Annotated in this window: 19 protein-coding genes and 1 pseudogene; 3 read left to right on the forward strand and 17 right to left on the reverse strand. The window is 70.7% G+C overall.

The features are described 5' to 3' along the window. Positions 1-51: 51 nt before the first annotated feature. Both ACFY30_RS01830 and ACFY30_RS01835 read right to left on the reverse strand, forming a co-directional pair. A complete protein-coding gene (locus ACFY30_RS01830; RefSeq protein WP_390843217.1) occupies positions 52-825 on the reverse strand; it encodes an isoprenyl transferase in 774 nt (257 codons plus the stop codon). An 867-nt stretch (positions 826-1,692) separates the two neighbouring features. Further along, positions 1,693-2,262, reverse strand: a complete 570-nt coding sequence (locus ACFY30_RS01835) for a dihydrofolate reductase family protein (RefSeq protein WP_390843218.1) — start codon at positions 2,260-2,262, stop codon at positions 1,693-1,695. 72 nt (positions 2,263-2,334) lie between these two features. Between ACFY30_RS01835 and ACFY30_RS01840 the strand changes: the two genes are divergently transcribed. Next, complete coding sequence (locus ACFY30_RS01840; protein WP_390843219.1) at positions 2,335-2,733, forward strand: DUF192 domain-containing protein; 399 nt, start codon at positions 2,335-2,337, stop codon at positions 2,731-2,733. Here ACFY30_RS01840 and ACFY30_RS01845 read toward each other — a convergent pair. The 14 genes and pseudogenes from ACFY30_RS01845 to ACFY30_RS01910 all read right to left on the reverse strand — a co-directional run bounded on the left by ACFY30_RS01845 (position 2,708) and on the right by ACFY30_RS01910 (position 13,734). Then, on the reverse strand, positions 2,708-3,331 hold the full coding sequence (locus ACFY30_RS01845) for an OmpA family protein (RefSeq protein WP_390843220.1): 624 nt from the start codon (positions 3,329-3,331) through the stop codon (positions 2,708-2,710). The genes ACFY30_RS01840 and ACFY30_RS01845 overlap by 26 nt on opposite strands. A gap of 8 nt (positions 3,332-3,339) precedes the next feature. Then, positions 3,340-3,924 (reverse strand): hypothetical protein, encoded by a 585-nt coding sequence (locus ACFY30_RS01850; RefSeq protein WP_390843221.1) that lies wholly within the window; start codon positions 3,922-3,924, stop codon positions 3,340-3,342. A 34-nt stretch (positions 3,925-3,958) separates the two neighbouring features. After that, positions 3,959-4,579 (reverse strand): pilus assembly protein TadG-related protein, encoded by a 621-nt coding sequence (locus tag ACFY30_RS01855; RefSeq protein WP_390843672.1) that lies wholly within the window; start codon positions 4,577-4,579, stop codon positions 3,959-3,961. Continuing rightward, positions 4,576-4,791: a Flp family type IVb pilin gene (locus ACFY30_RS01860; RefSeq protein WP_390843673.1), complete on the reverse strand. Its 216-nt coding sequence runs from the start codon at positions 4,789-4,791 to the stop codon at positions 4,576-4,578. Before ACFY30_RS01860 ends, ACFY30_RS01855 begins: the two co-directional genes overlap by 4 nt. An 82-nt stretch (positions 4,792-4,873) precedes the next feature. After that, positions 4,874-5,578 (reverse strand): annotated as a pseudogene (locus ACFY30_RS01865) (response regulator); the annotation flags it as partial. Beyond that, complete coding sequence (locus ACFY30_RS01870; protein WP_390843222.1) at positions 5,559-6,830, reverse strand: sensor histidine kinase; 1,272 nt, start codon at positions 6,828-6,830, stop codon at positions 5,559-5,561. The gene ACFY30_RS01870 and the pseudogene ACFY30_RS01865, both read right to left, overlap by 20 nt. Before the next feature lie 9 nt (positions 6,831-6,839). After that, positions 6,840-7,727, reverse strand: coding sequence for a DUF5936 domain-containing protein (locus tag ACFY30_RS01875; protein WP_390843223.1), 888 nt, complete (start codon positions 7,725-7,727; stop codon positions 6,840-6,842). A 17-nt stretch (positions 7,728-7,744) separates the two neighbouring features. Beyond that, on the reverse strand, positions 7,745-8,689 hold the full coding sequence (locus tag ACFY30_RS01880) for a type II secretion system F family protein (RefSeq protein ID WP_390843224.1): 945 nt from the start codon (positions 8,687-8,689) through the stop codon (positions 7,745-7,747). A gap of 5 nt (positions 8,690-8,694) precedes the next feature. After that, positions 8,695-10,032, reverse strand: coding sequence for a CpaF family protein (locus ACFY30_RS01885; RefSeq protein WP_390843225.1), 1,338 nt, complete (start codon positions 10,030-10,032; stop codon positions 8,695-8,697). A gap of 16 nt (positions 10,033-10,048) precedes the next feature. Further along, positions 10,049-10,444 carry a TadE/TadG family type IV pilus assembly protein gene (locus tag ACFY30_RS01890; RefSeq protein ID WP_390843226.1) on the reverse strand — a complete coding sequence of 132 codons (396 nt, stop codon included), beginning with the start codon at positions 10,442-10,444 and terminating at the stop codon, positions 10,049-10,051. 1 nt (position 10,445) lies between these two features. Further along, positions 10,446-10,829, reverse strand: a complete 384-nt coding sequence (locus ACFY30_RS01895) for a TadE family protein (protein WP_390843227.1) — start codon at positions 10,827-10,829, stop codon at positions 10,446-10,448. Between the two features lie 5 nt (positions 10,830-10,834). Then, on the reverse strand, positions 10,835-12,088 hold the full coding sequence (locus tag ACFY30_RS01900) for a CpaE family protein (RefSeq protein ID WP_390843228.1): 1,254 nt from the start codon (positions 12,086-12,088) through the stop codon (positions 10,835-10,837). A 13-nt stretch (positions 12,089-12,101) separates the two neighbouring features. Then, the gene (gene cpaB / locus ACFY30_RS01905) at positions 12,102-12,809 is read right to left on the reverse strand and encodes a Flp pilus assembly protein CpaB (protein WP_390843229.1); all 708 of its coding nucleotides are present in this window, start codon (positions 12,807-12,809) and stop codon (positions 12,102-12,104) included. Positions 12,810-12,864: 55 nt separating this feature from the next. Then, complete coding sequence (locus ACFY30_RS01910; protein ID WP_390843230.1) at positions 12,865-13,734, reverse strand: hypothetical protein; 870 nt, start codon at positions 13,732-13,734, stop codon at positions 12,865-12,867. Between the two features lie 261 nt (positions 13,735-13,995). Here ACFY30_RS01910 and ACFY30_RS01915 point away from each other — a divergent pair, with 261 nt between their 5' ends. Both ACFY30_RS01915 and ACFY30_RS01920 read left to right on the forward strand, forming a co-directional pair. Further along, complete coding sequence (locus tag ACFY30_RS01915) at positions 13,996-15,714, forward strand: chitinase (RefSeq protein ID WP_390843231.1); 1,719 nt, start codon at positions 13,996-13,998, stop codon at positions 15,712-15,714. Between the two features lie 265 nt (positions 15,715-15,979). Beyond that, positions 15,980-16,303, forward strand: coding sequence for a hypothetical protein (locus ACFY30_RS01920; protein ID WP_390843232.1), 324 nt, complete (start codon positions 15,980-15,982; stop codon positions 16,301-16,303). Between the two features lie 94 nt (positions 16,304-16,397). Here the strand turns inward: ACFY30_RS01920 and ACFY30_RS01925 are convergent, their stop codons facing one another. Then, positions 16,398-16,694: an SCO4225 family membrane protein gene (locus tag ACFY30_RS01925; protein ID WP_390843233.1), complete on the reverse strand. Its 297-nt coding sequence runs from the start codon at positions 16,692-16,694 to the stop codon at positions 16,398-16,400. Positions 16,695-16,706 lie beyond the last annotated feature (12 nt).

A 16,706-nucleotide genomic window follows, 5' to 3' on the forward strand; every position in this document is an offset into this window, starting at 1 on the left:
TACTTCCGCCCCAAGGGGGGTACTCGCCCGCCCTTTCGGGCCCGGCGTGGGTCAGCCGCCGTAACGGCGGTGCCGCGCCGCGTAGTCGCGCAGGGCGCGCAGGAAGTCGACCTTGCGGAAGGCCGGCCAGAAGACCTCGCAGAAGTAGTACTCCGAGTGGGCCGTCTGCCACAGCATGAATCCGGACAGCCGCTGTTCGCCGCTGGTGCGGATCACCAGGTCGGGGTCGGGCTGGTCACCGGTGTAGAGGTGGCGGCCGATCAGGTCGACGCTGACGGAGTCCGCCAGCTGCTCCATCGAGGTGCCCTTGTCGGCGGCGTCGACGATCATCGAGCGCACGGCGTCGGCGATCTCCTGCCGCCCGCCGTAGCCGATGGCGACGTTGACCAGTATCCCGTCGACGCCGGCGGTGGTCTCCTCGGCCTCCTTCAGCGCGGTCTGCACATGGGAGGGGAGGATGTCGGGGGTGCCCACGTGGTGGACGCGCCAGCGGCCGTCGGCGGCGAGGGTGCGGACGACGTCCTCGATGATGCCGAGGAGCGGGACGAGTTCCTGCTGCGGGCGGTCGAGGTTGTCCGTCGACAGCAGCCAGAGGGTGACGACCTCGACGTCCGTCTCGCTGCACCAGCCGAGGAACTCCTCGATCTTGTCGGCGCCCGCGCGGTGGCCGTGCTCGGTGGTGGAGCCCGCGGCCTTCGCCCAGCGGCGGTTGCCGTCCATGATGACGCCGATGTGCTTGGGCACCTGAGCGTGGTCCAGGTGACCTTCCACCCGGCGTGCGTACAGCCTGACCAGAAGGCCGCGCAGCTTGTCGCGCAGGTTCACGTGATTGTCAGCCCCTCCGTAATGGCGGTCCCCGCGGGCCGAAGCCTACCCCTGCGGGGCCTGGGCGCGTGGCGAGGGTGCGGCGAGGCGGGCGGAACGGGGCACAAAAAAACGGGCCGGTCCGTGGGGGGGAGACGGACCGGCCCGAGGGGGGGTCTCCACCATAACCCTTCGTGAGTGATGCTGTGTGCATCGGCGCGGGAAAATTACTCTCCGGAGTCGCCCGGCGACACCCCGGTGACCCCCGAAGGCATGATTTACAAGCGATTCATGGCCGGAACGCGGCGGAATCCCAGGAGAATGACCCCGTTCACCGAGGGAAGTTGAGGTTTCGTGGGGGCCTGGGCGCCGATCGGGCGCTCGTCCGCACATCCCCCCGACGGGCTACCTCGGACAGGGGCGCCCGCTTGACGCGGACGGCGCCGCCCAGCCCCCTCCACTGCGCGGTGCCGCCCGCGCAGCTTTGCTCACGCGAATTACCCGCGCTTGAACTTACGTGAGGTCGCGACCGGATGCGAACCGTTCGCGATAACGATGCGGAAACCTCGTGGAGAACCTGGGGCGTTCTGCGGCGGAGTGAACCGGAATGCCCTTTTCGACTGTGCGACAGGGCTGTTCGGGGACGACTCGGTCGCGGCGCGGCGCGTCCGGAGCGGACGGTTCCCGGCTTCTTTGCGTTCCGGAGTCGGCGCCATGCCCCGCAGAACCAGGGGGCGGGAGGCTTCCGCCCGTGGGCTCGAACGGCGGTTCCCGGCCAGTCGGCGAGGAACGAGACCGCGCAGGTGGTGGCGCCTGTCGTCGCCCCTCATGGGGTGATCGTGGCAGGGGACGGCACGGGCGCCGCCGAATGTGTCCGCCCTCCGGTCCTCAGTCGTGGGCCACGTCGTAGTGCAGCAGGACGACGCCGTTGCCGAAGGCGTGGGATCCGGCGAGATGGAGGGCGGTGATCGTGTCGGAGTGCGGGAAGAGGGGTTTGCCGCGGCCGACGAGCACCGGATGGACGTAGAGCCGGATCTCGTCGACGAGGTCGTGGCGGAGGAAGGCGGCGGCGAGGTCGGAGCCGCTGAGGCCGAGGCCGCCGGAGCCCGGCTGGTCCTTGAGGGCCCGCACCTCCTCGGGGACGACCTCCCGGACGACCGTGGTGTTCCAGCCGGCCTGCCGCAGCGTGCGGGAGTAGACGTACTTCGGGATGTCCCGCCAGATGCGGGCGAACTCGGCGGCCACCGCGGGGGTCTCGGGGTCGGCGTCGGCCGTGGGCCAGTACTCGGCCATGAGGTCGTAGGTGACCCGGCCGTGGAGCAGTCCGTCCAGCTGTCCGACGGTGTCGTTGAAGTGCTGGTGCAGTTCGTCGTCCACCCGGTGCCAGGAGATGTCGCGGTCCGGGCCCTCGATGAATCCGTCCAGGGACACCGACATCATCAATACGATCTTCCGCATACGACGGCCACCTCTTCGTGTCCCGGCTCGCTACCGTGCCGAGGGTAGCGACGTGACGGAGGGGAGAGCGGGATGGCGCGCTGGAGGGACGGACGGGGCGAACTCTTGGTGGGGGACGGCGGCCTGCGCGTACCGCTGGAGATCGCCGCCTCCTACCGGGCCCGCACCAGGGGGCTGCTCGGGCGGGACGACGTGGACGGGGCGATGCTGCTGTCGCCGGCCGGCGGCGTGCACACCTTCGGCATGCGGATGCCGATCGACGTCGCCTACCTCGACCGGCGGCTCACCGTCATCGCCGTGCACACCATGCCCCCGGGCCGTCTGGGCCTGCCCCGACTCCGCTCCCGCCACGTACTGGAGGCGGCGGCCGGGGCGATGCGGGAGTGGGGGGTGCGGAGGGGGGTCCGAGTGGAGGTGATCACCGGCGACCGCCCTCACCCCCCTCTCAGCTCGCCGTGCGCGGGAAGGTGATCTCCACCCGGCGGTTCTTCTTGCGGCCCTCCTCCGTCGAGTTGTCGGCGATGGGGTACTGCTCGCCGTAGCCGCGCACCTCGAAGGTGATGCCCGGGTCGTTCAGGTCGCCGGCGAGTTCGGCCTGGACGGCGTCCGCGCGCTGCTTCGACAGGACGTCGCCGTGGGCGGAGGAACCGAGGTTGTCCGTGAAGCCGAAGACCCGGACCAGCTGGGTGTTCTGTTTCTTGATCTCGTCGGCGATCACGGCGATACGGGCCTTCGCGTCCGCACCGAGCTTCGCGCTGTCCTTGCCGAAGAGCACCTCCGCCTGGAGGGCGAACGTCACGTCCGCGTTGGTGTCCTCACGGCGCTCGTCACCCGACTGGTCCTCCACGACCTGCTTGATGTCCAGCACCTTGGGCTCCGCCAGGGTGCCGCCTTCGGGGAGTTTGAGGTCCGGGTCGTTGGGGTCCACCTCGACGGGGGCGGTGGCCGTGGGTTCGGTGCCCGGCGGGACACTCGGCGTGGAGTCGTCGGCCCGGGCGGCGGGGGCCATGCCGATGATCACGAGGGTGGCTGTGGCCGTCGCCATCGCCAGAGTGAGACGTGGGGTCATGGCCGGCCTCACCCTGAGATCTTGATGACCGCGCTGGGGAACAGCGGGAGCTGGAAGGTGACCTCGGTGGAGTCGGCGGGGGGTGCGGGGAACTGAAGGAAGACGTCGATGGTTTCACCCGCCTTGAGCGTCGAGAAGCCCGTCGTGGTCAGGGGGCGGCCTTCCGTGTCACGGAGGACGTAGTAGCGCTTCTTGCTCTTGGAGTCGACGAGGGTGGCTCCGCCGAGGGAGCGGCCGTTGTTCATGATCTCGGTTTCGTTGCCGCTCAGCGCCGACGGGATGGTCGCCACTTCCCCGCCGTCGTTCTTCAGAGCGCCGTTCACGGTGACGAAGCCGCCGGAGTCGCGTACGGCTGAGGTGACCTGGAGGAGCAGTCCGCTCGGCCCCTTCAGCTCGGCGATCGGTTCCTCGGACTGCCCCTCCTGCGTGTTGGGCTGCGATCCACCACCGGACGCGGATGCCGACGACGAGTTCTGCGGCTTCTTGTCGTCGTTGCCCCCGCCCCCGCACGCCGCCGCGCCGAGCGCCAGCCCGGTCACCAGGGTCAGGACGACCGTCCCCCTGCGGGCTTTCGCAGTGAACCGCATGCTCATCACTCTGTTTCCTTCTCCACTCGTCGTTCGCTCGTCAGCCGGCGTCCGAGGTCAGGTGGACGTCGAAGAGGTCCTCGGGGCCGGGCAGGTCGGCCAGGTCCTCCGGATCCAGGTCCCAATCCCTGTCCCCGTCCCCGTCCTCGCATGTGAGCATCGGCAGTACGTCGTCCTCGGCGTCCTCGGCCGGCGGCTCGAACGTGCACAGCGAGTCGATCACCGCCACGGCAGAGGCGTGGGCACGTGTGGTGCTCGTAGCGGGGATGACGGAGTCACCCGCCGTCTTGTTCGCCTGCACGGTGACACTGGTTCGAAGAACATCCGGCTCCTCGCACCGCTGCACACTGGCGTCGTTGTGCGCGGCTAGCTCGTAAGCGCGCCAGCACGAGGACGTCAGCCCCGGCACCTCGCCGTCGAAGATGTCCTGCCACTTCGAGGGATCGCGCACCACCTCGAGCCATCTGCCCGCGAGCTGGTCCCTCGTCTCCTGAGCCGCCGCCAGCGCCGCCGCGTCGGCTGCGGTCTGTGCGCCGTTGCGGTTCACCGCGGCCTGGCCGACCGCGAAGTACGCGAACGCGAGAAAGAGCAGGCCCGCCACCACCGTGATGTAGATGGGGAAAGCCTGCCCTGCGTCTCCGCGCCCCCGAGATCGGGTCAGGGGGCCACCTTGCCGATCTGGGTGGTGAGCTTGTCCACGATCGTCTGCCCCAGATTCGTGTTCGCGATCAGCACCACGATCGCCACCACCACCGCGATGATCCCCAGATACTCGACCGCGGTCTGCCCACGGTCGCCGGCGGCGCGGCGCCGGATCGCCTCCGTCACCCGGACCTTGGCCGCGACGGCGGTCCTCAGCAGCAGGTCGCTCATGGCGTTCCTCTCGGTTTGAGGCAGTGGCGTGAGGAACGTATGACGTGGGGGTCGCTCCGGACGAGGGTCCCAGGGCCCAATTTCCGAGCCACTTCGCCGCCGCCTCGGCGCGGCTGCTGCTGTGCAGCTTGGCGAAGATGCGGTTGATGTGGTTCTTGACGGTCTTCTCGCTGATGAAGCACGCGGCGGCGATCTGCTGGTTGTTCAGGCCCGACGCGATGAGGTCCATGATCTCCGCCTCCCTCGCGCTGAGCCCGAACCCCGCCCTGTGGCCTGCCACTGACCCTGACCCCGACCCTGACGACTGTCCCACAAGCGGTTGCAGTTGCGAAAGCTCTTTTGGTTTATTCCCTGAAAACAAGGAGGTTGCGGCCTGGACGACGTGTGCAGTCGCATCGCGGGCGCCGCCTCGGGTGACGTCCCGGACCGCCGCCGTCAGTTCCTCCACCGTGAACCGGCCGTGCACCAGATAGCCGCTCGCCCCGCGGCGCAGCGCCTCCTGGACGGTCGAGGGGTCGTGACTGTACGTCAGCATGAGGACCGAGGTGACGCGGACCAGGTGCGGGAGGGCCGTGAGGCCGTCCACGCCGGGCATGCGGACGTCGAGGAGGACGACGTCGGGGCGGTGGCGGACGGCCGCCTCGTAGGCCTCGCCGCCGTCGGCCGCCTCCGCCACGACGGTGATGTCCCCGCGGCCGGACAGGAGCGCGGTGAGGCCCGCGCGGACCACGGGGTTGTCGTCGGCCACCACGACACGTACGGCCTCGTCAGGGGGTCGGTGCGGCATACGGCCTCCTCTGCGGGGTCAGCGCCGCCAGCGGCAGCTCCAGGCGCACCTCCGTGCCCGGACCGTCGGCGCCGCTGGCGATGCGGAGGCGGGCGCCGACGCAGGCGGCCCGTTCCGCCATGCCGACCAGGCCGAAGTGGCCGCTGCTGCGCAGGTGTTCGAGGGTGATGCCGGAGGGCAGGCCCCGGCCGTCGTCGTGGACGGTGAGGGTGAGGAGGTCGTCCTGGACTCCGGCGCGCACCTCCACCGACGTGGGGTCCGCGTGGCGGTGGGCGTTCTCCATGGCCTCGGCGGTGATGGTGAGGAGCTGGCGGGCCACCGCGGGCGGGACGGGGAGCGTCGTACGGTCGCCGGTGGGGCGGTAGGTGACCGGCAGTCCGGTGCGCCGCGCGAAGTCGCCGGCGTGGGCCCTCAGTTCGGGCAGGACGTCCACGCCCTCGGCGAGGTCCGGCTCGCTGCGCAGGTCGGTGAGGAGTTCCCGGGACTCCTCGGCGGCGCGGCGGGCCGAGCGGGCGACGAGTTCGGCGTGCCGTCTGACCGTCTCGGGATCGGGGTCCGCCGAGCGGGCCAGGGCGTCCGCCGCGAGGGCCACTCCGTGCAGCGTCTTGGCCACGGAGTCGTGCATCTCGCGGGCCAGGCGGGCGCGTTCGGCGGCCACCGCCTCGGCGGCGGCGAGCCGGGCCCGGACGGCGGCCAGGGCCTGGGTGGCCTCGCCGAAGCGGAGCATCAGGCCGCGCAGCGCCGAACCGGCCGCGCCGGTGATGACGCAGAAGCCCGGCAGAAGCAGCCGCTCGGCGAGTTCCGCCTCCGTCCCCCGGGCGACGGTCGCGTGCACCAGCAGCAGGATCAGCGACTGGAGCGAGGCGAAGCAGGCGGCGCCGCGCCAGCCGTAGACGATGCCGGCGAGGAGGGGGGTGCAGACGCTGACGTAGGCGAGGGTGGTGTCGGGGCCGGCGGAGATCAGCAGGAGGGTGCCGAAGACGGTGTCCGCCGCCAGGAGGCCGGGGTGGCGCAGGAGGAGGGGGCCGAAGCGTTCCCAGTCGCGGAAGAGGACGTACGAGCCCATGAACGTGACGACCACGGCCGCGCCGACCAGACGGACGCCCAGGCCCGGTGAGGCGTTGAGGAGGGCGGCCGGGGCGGCTACGGCGATCATGGCGAGGCGGAAGCCGAAGACCTGGCGGCACATCGCCTGGAGGGCGTTCACCTGGAGGGGGAGCGGTGCCTCGCCCTTGCGCTTCGTGAACCTCATCGCGCCCGCCTACTCCCCCGTGATCGAGCTGAAGTCCGTGCCGGAGCCGAGCAGCATCCCCGCGCCGAGGAGCAGCATCGTCGCCGGGACCATGAACGTCGTGATCATCAGCGTGGCCTTGGGGACCGCGCGGGCCGCCTTGCGGCGGGCGTTCTGGGCGTCGGTGCGGCGCATGTCCTTGGCGATGGCGACGAGCGTGTCGACGATGGGCGCGCCCAGTTCCTCGCCCTGCTGGAGCGCGGTGACGAACATCGCGACCTGCTCGGAGTCGTTGCGGCGGCGCAGTTCCTCGAAGGCCTCGCGGCGGCTCACGCCCAGGTCCATCTGGCGGAGCGTGATGCGGATCTCGTCCGCCCAGGGGCCCTCGTACTTGGACGCCACCCGGTCGAGGGCCTGGCGGAAGCCGAGGCCGGCGCTGACGACGACCGCCAGGACGTCGAGGAAGTCGGGCAGGGTGCGTTCGATGGCGTCCTTGCGGACCCGGATCGCCGACCAGATCCCGACCTCGGACCAGAAGGCCGCGAAGGCGAGCATGAGCAGGGCGACGAAGAGGCTGCCCTGGAGGAGCGCGGCCAGGGCGCCGACGCCGCCGATCGCGCCGTAGACCGCGCGGCGGGCGGCGTAGCGGTCGAGGGTCAGGCCGCCCGGGTTGCCCGCGAGGTCGATCCGGCGGCGGTAGCGGGCGACCTGCTTGGGGCCCATCAGCCGCAGGACGGCGGGGGCGTAGCGCATGCCCATGCGGTCGACGAGCGAGCCGACCGCGCTGGTGCGGGTCGAGCCGACCTCCAGGGCGAGCACCAGGTCGCTGGGCAGCTTCACCTCGGCCCGGTACATGCGGATCCCGGCGAAGACGCCCCAGACGCCGAGGCCCATGAGGAGGGCGAGCAGGAGTTCCACGGTGTACGTCCCCCTCCTCAGACGTCGATGCGGGACATACGGCGGATGAGGACGAAGCCGACGGCGTAGAGGCCGAAGGCGATGATCACGCAGGCCTGGCCGACGGCCGACCCCGTCATCCGGTCCAGCGTGCCGTCGTTGACGCTGTCCATGAGGAACAGGGCGCCGATGCCGAGGACCGGCACCGCGTAGGACGTCATGTTGACCTGGGACAGCTGAGTCCGTACCTCGCGCCGGGTCTCCTTCCGCTCCTCCAGGGTCTCGGTGAGGTTGCGCAGCGCGCCGACGACCTGGCCGCCGGCGCGGTTGGAGAGGACCAGGGTGGTGACGAGGACGACCAGTTCACGGGAGGGTAGGCGGTCGGCGAGTTCGCCGAGGGCGTCGTCCATGGAGTGACCGACCGCCAGCTGGTTGGCCACCTTGCCGAGTTCCTCGCCCGCTGGAGCCTCCAGCTCCTCCGCCGCCATGCCGATCGCGGTGCGCAGGGCGAGGCCCGCGTGAGTGGCGTTGGCCAGGATGCGTGCCAGCTCGGGGAGTTGGTTGATGAACTTCTCGATGCGCTTCTGGCGCTGCCAGTTGAGGAACTGCAGGGCCGCCCACGCACCGAGCAGTCCGGCCAGCGGACCGAAGAAGGGGGCCAGGGTGGCCTGCCCGATGAGCCACAGCCCCGCCACCGCGGTCAGCATGGCGACGAGGAACTCGCCGGGGGTGACGTCCAGACCGGTGGCCGCCAGTCTCCGTTCGAGCGTGCGGCCCGCCTTGGTGCGGCGCAGGCGCCGGTCCAGGTCGCGGAACCGGCGCCGGCGTCCGGCCGAGGGGACCTGGCCGGTGTACGACAGGCGCTCCACGAGGGCGGCGCGCTGGGCGCGGCCCCTGGCGTAGACGTGCACGCCCGCGACGGCGAGGGCGAGGGCGAGCAGGGTCACACCGGTGGTGAGGGCGATGAGGGTGTCGAGGTCCATGGCTGCTACCGGGCTTCCCTTGTCGTCAGTTCGAGTGCGTCACGGGCGACCCCGAACGCCTGCGGGATCGGCTGGCTCGCCATGTACAGGCGGTCGGCGGTACGGCGTGGGAGGGGGTAGTACTCGAAGGCGCCGGGTACACGGCCGTCGGCGGTCATCGGCTGGGCGTGGAAGCGGGCGGCGGTCGCCAGCCGGAAGGCTTCCGAGCCGTGGCTGTCGAGCACCGCGATCTCGGTGATGCGCCGGGCGCCGTCGGCGAAGCGGGTGAGCTGGACGATCACGTCGACCGCGCTGTTGATCTGGTCGTGGAGCGCGACGAACGGGATCTCCACGTCGGACATCGACGCCAGGGTCTGCAGCCGCATCAGCGCGTCCTCCGCGCTGTTGGCGTGGACGGTGGCCAGGGAGCCGTCGTGGCCCGTCGACATCGCCTGGAGCATGTCGAGCGACTCGCCGCCGCGGACCTCACCGACCACGATCCGGTCGGGGCGCATCCGCAGCGAGTTGCGCACCAGGTCGCGGATGGTGATCCGGCCGTTGCCCTCGACGTTCGGCGGGCGGGACTCCAGGCGGATCACATGCGGCTGCTGGAGCTGGAGTTCCGCCGAGTCCTCGATGGTGATGATGCGTTCGCCCTCCGGGATGAGACCGGACAGGGCGTTCAGCAAGGTGGTCTTCCCGGTGCCGGTGGCGCCGGACACGATCACGTTGAACTTCGCCCGCACCAGGCCCGCCAGCAGATACAGCATGGGCTCGTCGAGCGAGCCGAAGCCGATCAGCTCGTGCAGGGTGAAGGACCGCGGGAAGCGGCGGATGGTGAGGATGGGGCCGGTCAGGGACAGCGGCGGGATGATCACGTTGACGCGTTCGCCGGACGGCAGCCGCGCGTCCACCATCGGATTGGTCTCGTCGACCCGGCGGTTGACCGTCGAGACGATCCGTTCGATGGTCTGCATCAGCTGGTCGTTCGAGGCGAAGCGGAGGGGGAGCTGCTCGACCCGGCCGGCCCGCTCGACGAAGATCGCGTCCGGGCCGTTCACCATGATCTCGGTGATGGAGGCGTCCTCCAGCAGCGGCTCCAGGATGCCCAGCCCGAGCGCCTCGTCGACCACCCGCCGGATCAGCTGCGACCGTTCCGCCGTCGACAGCACCGGGCCCTCGCGGCTGATGATGTGCCCGAGCACCCGCTCCAGGCGCGCCCGCCGCTCGGCGGCCGCCAGCGAGCTCATCTCGGCGAGGTCGATCTCCTCCAGCAGCTTGGCGCGGTAGGAGGAGACCAGGTGGCCTTCCTCGCCCCGGCCGCCCTGCTCCTCGGGGGAGGTGATGCGTGCCCGCAGACTCATGTCGGGTGCCTTTCCCTCAGTTCCCGGTGTGGTCCACCGGCATCGTGGCCGTCTTGCGGGCGGTGCCGAAGTCGCCGATGCCGGGGATGACGGACGGGATCCTGACCTCGGCGGTGACCTGGACCTCGTCGCCCAGACGGGCGGCCGGGCAGCTGACGGTCAGCCAGCTGCTGACCGCCCGGGCGCAGTCCCCCTGGACGTCGCCGTCGAGGGAGGCGCTGCGGGCCCCGGTCCGGGCCGCCGTGCCCGCCTGCTGGGCGGCGTACGCGATCAGGCCGAGCTGTACTGCGGCCAGCGCGACCAGCAGCAGGAGGGGCAGGAAGCCCAGGTACTCCAGGGCGACCTGGCCGCGGTCCCGGCTCCGGTAGCGGTCCCGGTCCGGGACCTGGCGTGGACGACGTCCGTACGGCATCTCAGTCGCCGTCCTCTTCCTCTACGGCACCCGCGCGCCCGTGCACCGTGAACGGGAAGTCGATCGTGCCCGGGAACAGGACGGGGACGCGCAGGGAGACCTCGGCCGTCACATAGCCGGTGCCACCGCAGTTCACGCCGGCGTTCCCCCTCCACGCGTCCCCCAGCTTGTCCAGGCCCGCCTGCCGGCAGACCCCGGAGCGCTGCCCCCGCGGCGCCGCCGTCCCGGCCCGCACGGCCTCGTCCGCAGCATTCCCCGCGAGCGTGAACGTGTATCCCACCAGTACGAACTGCCACACCAGGACCAGGGTCACGATGATCAGCGGTGTCATGCCGAGGAACTCGATCGTGACCTGCCCCCGGTCGCCCTTCCCCGGGCTCCTCATCGGCCTCACTCCTTCCGCCGCCGGAACCCGACCGCCCCCCGGTCCCCGCCCCGCCCGCGCCCGCCCCGGCGGACGAGGGCACCCTCCGGCGCCTTCACCAGCCCCAGCTCCCCCGCGAGCGCCCACAGTGCCTGCCGCACGGTCCCCTTGGCGTCGAGGACGTGGACGCGGCCGGCGTCGACCGCGGCCTGCAGTTCCTTGAAGTTGGCGGGGATCGTGGTGGCGGCGACGGCCGTGCCGGTGATCTTCTGGACGAGCGGCGGCTGGATCTCCGTACCCCGGGTGTGGCGGTTGACGACGACGGTCGTCTCCTCGGCCTTGCGGACCTGGAGCCGGTCCCACATGCGGACGGTGCGTTTGGCGCCCCGGACGGCCACCACGTCCGGGGTGGTGACGAGCAGCGCCCGGTCGGCCGTCTCGACGGCGGCCGCGCCCGCGCCGCTGAGCTGGGCGCCGCAGTCGACGACGACGACCTCGTAGCGCGAGCGCAGGGCGCTGACGATCTGGCGTACGGCGCGGTCGGTGACCTCCTCGCCGCGTTCGCCCTCGCCGGGGGCGAGGAGGAGGGCCACGCCGGTCTCGTGGCGGAAGACGGCCTCGGCGAGGATGCGGGGCGAGATGTCCGTGAGGGCGGCGAGGTCGACCACCGAGCGGCGGAACTGGACGTCCAGGTAGGAGGCGACGTCGCCGGTCTGCAGGTCGAGGTCGACGAGGGCGGTCTGGCGGCCGGACGCCTGGGCGGCGAGGGCGAGCTGGACTGCGGTGAGCGTCGTGCCGACGCCTCCCTTGGCGCCGCTGACGGTGACGACCGTGCCCCCCGCGCCGGTGAACACGTCCGCCCCGTGGCCGAGATGACGCCGTACGCCGACGGACCACTGGGCGACGGCCTGGACGCGGTTCGCCAGCTCCTCGTAGCTCAGGGGCAGGGTGACCAGGCCGCGCGCGCCGGAGTCCATGGCGGCCTGGAAGAGTCCGGGGCCGGCGTCCGTGGTGACGAGGATGACGCCGACCGCCGGGAAGCGCAGGGCGACCTCGCGGACCAGTTCCAGGGCCGGTACCGGGCCGATGCGTTCGTGGACGACGACGACCTCGGGGAGTTCGTCGACCGACTCAGCGGCGAGCCGGGCGAGGGTGTCGACGAGCTGGGTGGAGTCGGCGACCGGGGTGACCGGTTCGGCGTCCGGGAGCTGGCTGAGCAGGGTGGTGAGGGAGCGGACCGCGTCCGCGTCGCCGACGGCCGGGAGGATCCTCGTGGGCATGGGCGGCGGCCTCTCACTTGTCCGTGGCGAGTTCGTACGTACGGTCCTGGTCGGGGACCGTGGCGTCGCCGCCGGCGGCCACGAGGGCGAGGCGGACCCGCTTGGCGAAGGACTCGGCGTAGGTGATGCGCTGGGCGTCGAGCGTGGACAGCGCGAAGGTGATGGGGACCGCCTCGGTGGTGGAGCGGTCGCGGTTGTTCTGGTCGGGTTCCAGGGGGGTCAGCTCGCCGACGTCGAGGACGCGCGCGTTGGTGACGATGATCTTCGACTGGTCGGGGTCGGTGTCCCGGGCGCCCTCGAAGGTGGCGTAGACGTTGACGGAGGAGCCCGGGGTGATCTTGCCCGCCACACCCGTGGCCGAGTCGATCATGATGGCGACCTCCTGCTGCCCCGGGCGGAGGGCGGGCTGGTCGACGATCATGTCGCTCTGCAGGAGCGAGCCCTTCTTCAGGGTCGTCACGGCGATCTTGCCGCGGATCGCGGCGAGATCGGTGACGGCGTTCTCCGACAGCCACCGCTCGGGCATCTCGATCTTCTTGAACTGGCCCTCCCTGAGGGCCGTGTACGGCGCCACGTCGGACCGCAGCTCGTAGGCGGTGACCTCGGGGCCGACCTTGGAGTTCACGTCGTCGATGACGGAGAGGACGCCGGCGAAGGCACCGAGGGCGCACAACACCGACAGGAGCAGGAGAATCACGCCGCGGCGCTGACGGGAGTTCATGAACCGTGCAACCTCGTTGGGGGTCGGGTCGAGCGGGGACGGAACGGGCGTTTCCTCAGCCGCCCGCCGTGAGGGCGCGGACGGGGCGGGCGGTGAGCTCGGAGGCGGGCGGCGGGGTGGCGGAGCAGAACACGCAGCGGTCCCCGATGACGTCGATCCCGCACCAGTGGCAGACGCCCTGCCGGACCGAGGCGACGAGCTGGTAGAGGACCGACAGGTCGGGCAGATAGGCGCAGAACTCGATCAGCTTCGGGGTCCCCCACCAGCCGGCGGACTCGGCGGGGGCCTCGGTCTCCCGCAGTCCCTGCACCCGCCAGGCGGGGGCGAGGGTGCCGGTGACCCACTCGGACTGGAGCTGGCCGCGGCCGACGAGCATCCAGGTCCCGAACTCGGGTCCGGGAAGGGTGACGTCGGGAGCGGCCTTGACCAACTCCGCCTGCGGATGGGCGAGCACGCCGAACTGACTACCCGGAACCCATGACCTGGCATGCGACGTCAGGCCGACGACCGGAACGCGGTCGAGCCGGGCGACGGACCCGAGCAGCGCGCCGGCGTGGATGTAGTGGGTGAGCAGCCGGCCCGCCGAGGCGAGGACGCCGGGCCCGAGGTCGCAGGAGGCGAGCTGGCGCAGCTGGCGGGCGAGGACGGCGACCGCGAGCGGGGGCAGGTCGGGCCGGAAGAGGGCGATGCGGTCGCTCTCCAGCAGGGAGCGGATGGTGTGCAGCCTCTGCTCCACGGCCGGCGGGGTCGCCCGCGAGTACACGACGACGACATGTCCGTGCTGCTCGACGAGCATCTGTAAGACGGTCAGGGCGCGTTCGAGCGGCATGCGGTCGAGGTCGGCGAGCACGGCGGCGGGCAGGGTCCGCTCGTCCTGCGGTGGCAGCGCCAGGTCGGCGCCGGTCACGGCAATGGCAGTTGGCACGCGCAGCTCCCCGATTCCCGCGGTCCGGCCCACCGGCGTTACTCCGGTGCACCGGGGTGACTTCATTGCGTGACTACCTCAGCACTGTAACCACGCCGTTGTGGCCGGAGAACAGCTTTCCGCAGCTGGTAAGGAACTGTTCTTCGCGCAAGTCGCGGCAAACCGGGGCAGGTTACGCACCCCCGGGCACCCGCGTCCCTCCACCGGGCCTCCACAAGCGGACCCCTTGACAAGCCAATTGGTCTGGACCAACTTGTTGTCATGTCCCCACTTAAACGATCGAAGAGACCGACACGGCCGGCGACGAGATCGACACGGCTCTGGCCGGGAGCGGTGACCGCCGCCCTCGCCCTGTCCCTGGCGGGCGCGGCTCAGGCGTCCGCCGCGGACCTCAACAACGCGAAGAACGCCGGCTTCGAGTCCGCTCTGACGAACTGGACCTGCTCGGCGGGCAGCGGCACGACGGTCTCCTCCCCCGTGCACGGCGGCACGGCCGCGCTGAAGGCGACCCCGGCCGGGCAGGACAACGCCAGGTGCGCCCAGTCGGTGGCCGTCAGGCCCAACTCGACGTACACGCTGAGCGCCTGGGTCCGGGGCGGCTACAGCTACCTGGGCGTGACGGGCACCGGCACGACGGACGTGTCGACCTGGACGCCGGACTCCTCCTCCTGGAAACAGCTGCAGACCACCTTCACCACCGGCTCGTCCACCACCTCGGTGACGGTCTACACGCACGGCTGGTACGGCCAGCAGCCGTACTACGCGGACGACGTCTCCGTCTACGGCCCCGACGGCGGCGGAGGCGGCGACCCGGCCCCCACGATCCCGTCCGCACCGGCCGGCCTGACCGTGTCCGGTACGACCTCGTCATCGGTGTCCCTGGCCTGGTCCGGGGTGTCGAACGCGACGGGCTACAACGTCTACCGGGGCGGCACGAAGGTCGGTTCGGTCACCGGCACCTCGGCGACCGTGACCGGACTCGCGGCGTCCACGGCGTACGGCTTCCAGGTGACGGCGACGAACGCGGCGGGCGAGTCGCCGAAGTCGACGGCGGTGACGGGGACGACCTCCGCCACCGGCGGCCCGGGCGGCACCCTCCCCAGGCACGCGGTGACGGGCTACTGGCAGAACTTCGACAACGGCGCGACCGTCCAGAGGATCTCGGACGTCCCCTCCCAGTACGACATCATCGCGGTGGCCTTCGCCGACGCGACGACGACACCGGGCGCGGTGACCTTCAACCTCGACTCGGCCGGCCTGGGCGGCTACACGGTCGACCAGTTCAAGGCCGACATCAGGGCGAAGCAGGCGGCCGGGAAGAAGGTGATCGTCTCGGTCGGCGGCCAGAACGGCACGGTGTCGGTGAGCGACGCGACGTCCGCGGCGAACTTCGCGAACTCGGTCCACTCGCTGATGCAGACGTACGGCTTCGACGGCGTCGACATCGACCTGGAGAACGGCCTCGACGCGACGTACATGACCCAGGCGCTGCGGTCGCTGTCGTCGAAGGCCGGCACGGGCCTGATCCTGACGATGGCCCCGCAGACCATCGACATGCAGTCGACGTCCAACTCCTACTTCCGGACCGCGCTGAACGTGAAGGACATCCTCACGGTCGTCAACATGCAGTACTACAACAGCGGTTCGATGCTGGGCTGCGACGGCAAGGTGTACAGCCAGGGCTCGGTGGACTTCCTGACGGCACTGGCGTGCATCCAGCTGGAGGGCGGTCTGGCCCCGTCCCAGGTGGGCCTGGGCCTGCCGGCCTCCACCAGGGGCGCGGGCAGCGGATACGTGTCCCCGACGGTGGTCAACAACGCCCTGGACTGCCTGACCAGGGGCACGTCCTGCGGCTCCTTCAAGCCCTCCAGGACCTATCCCGACCTGCGCGGCGCGATGACCTGGTCCACGAACTGGGACGCGGCGGCGGGCAACACCTGGTCCACCGCGGTGGGCCCCCACGTCCACACCCTGCCGTGAACCTCCGGCGGTCCGGACACCCCGTCCGGACCGCCGGTTCGCGAAACGTGAATTCCATTGCCTTTCAGTCGGCCCGGAATTCGGTTCCCGCACCCCCATAAGCGGCGAACCCGAATTCCATCAGGAAGATTGATTGGTGAACTACCGGCAAATCCGCCTACGCTCCTTTCACCGGAATGAATCGAGTGGAGGAGCTGGGTCGATGCTGAAGAAGTGGTTTTCCCGAGTTGCCACGGTCGGTGTGGCGAGTGCGTTCATTTTCAGTGTGTCCACCAGTGCCCAGGCCGCGGACGCCTCGCTGAGCATCTACCAGAACGGGCACAGAGTCGGGTACATCAAGCACGACGACGCCGACCCGGACTCGTTCGTGGTCTGTGACACGTACGCCAACGGGCACGGGGTCACGGGCAAGGTCTGGATCTGGCTCGCCAACCAGGTCAACGACTGGTACCTGCTGGCGTCGGCGGACGACGGCGGCGACGCCGGGTGCGACGGCTTCAACCTGGACATCAAGTCGAACCAGACCTACATGTGGGGCATCGAGCAGAACGGTGGCGGCCCCACCAAGGTGGACTACCTCTACGAGTAGTCCGCCGGGAAATCGGCCGGCCGGTGGGGGACGGAAGGGGTTTCGCGTTCTCCGTCCACCGCCGGATTCCGGTGGGAATTCCTTTCCCGGGTCGTCAGCGGCGTCCTCGCAGCGCCCGCGCGCACCAGCCGATGACCGTGGCGTTGACCAGGGCCCCGAAGGCGATGGCGAGCAGGGACATCGTGAGGTGGTCGGGGAGGAAGAGCAGGACCAGGCTGGCGGGGGCCGTGGCGAGGAAGGGGATCACCGCCGCCATGGACTCGCCCGAGTCGTCCATGGCCGTGACCACGAGGGCCCACGTCAGCAGCACCGCGCAGAGCGCGAGGTAGACGAGGGCGAAGACGTCGGTGAGGGCGTGGCGCAGGCGGTGGGAAAGGGCGGTACCCGTCACGGGGTGGCTCCT

The organism is Streptomyces sp. NPDC000345 (assembly GCF_042898825.1).
GTDB lineage: Bacteria > Actinomycetota > Actinomycetes > Streptomycetales > Streptomycetaceae > Streptomyces.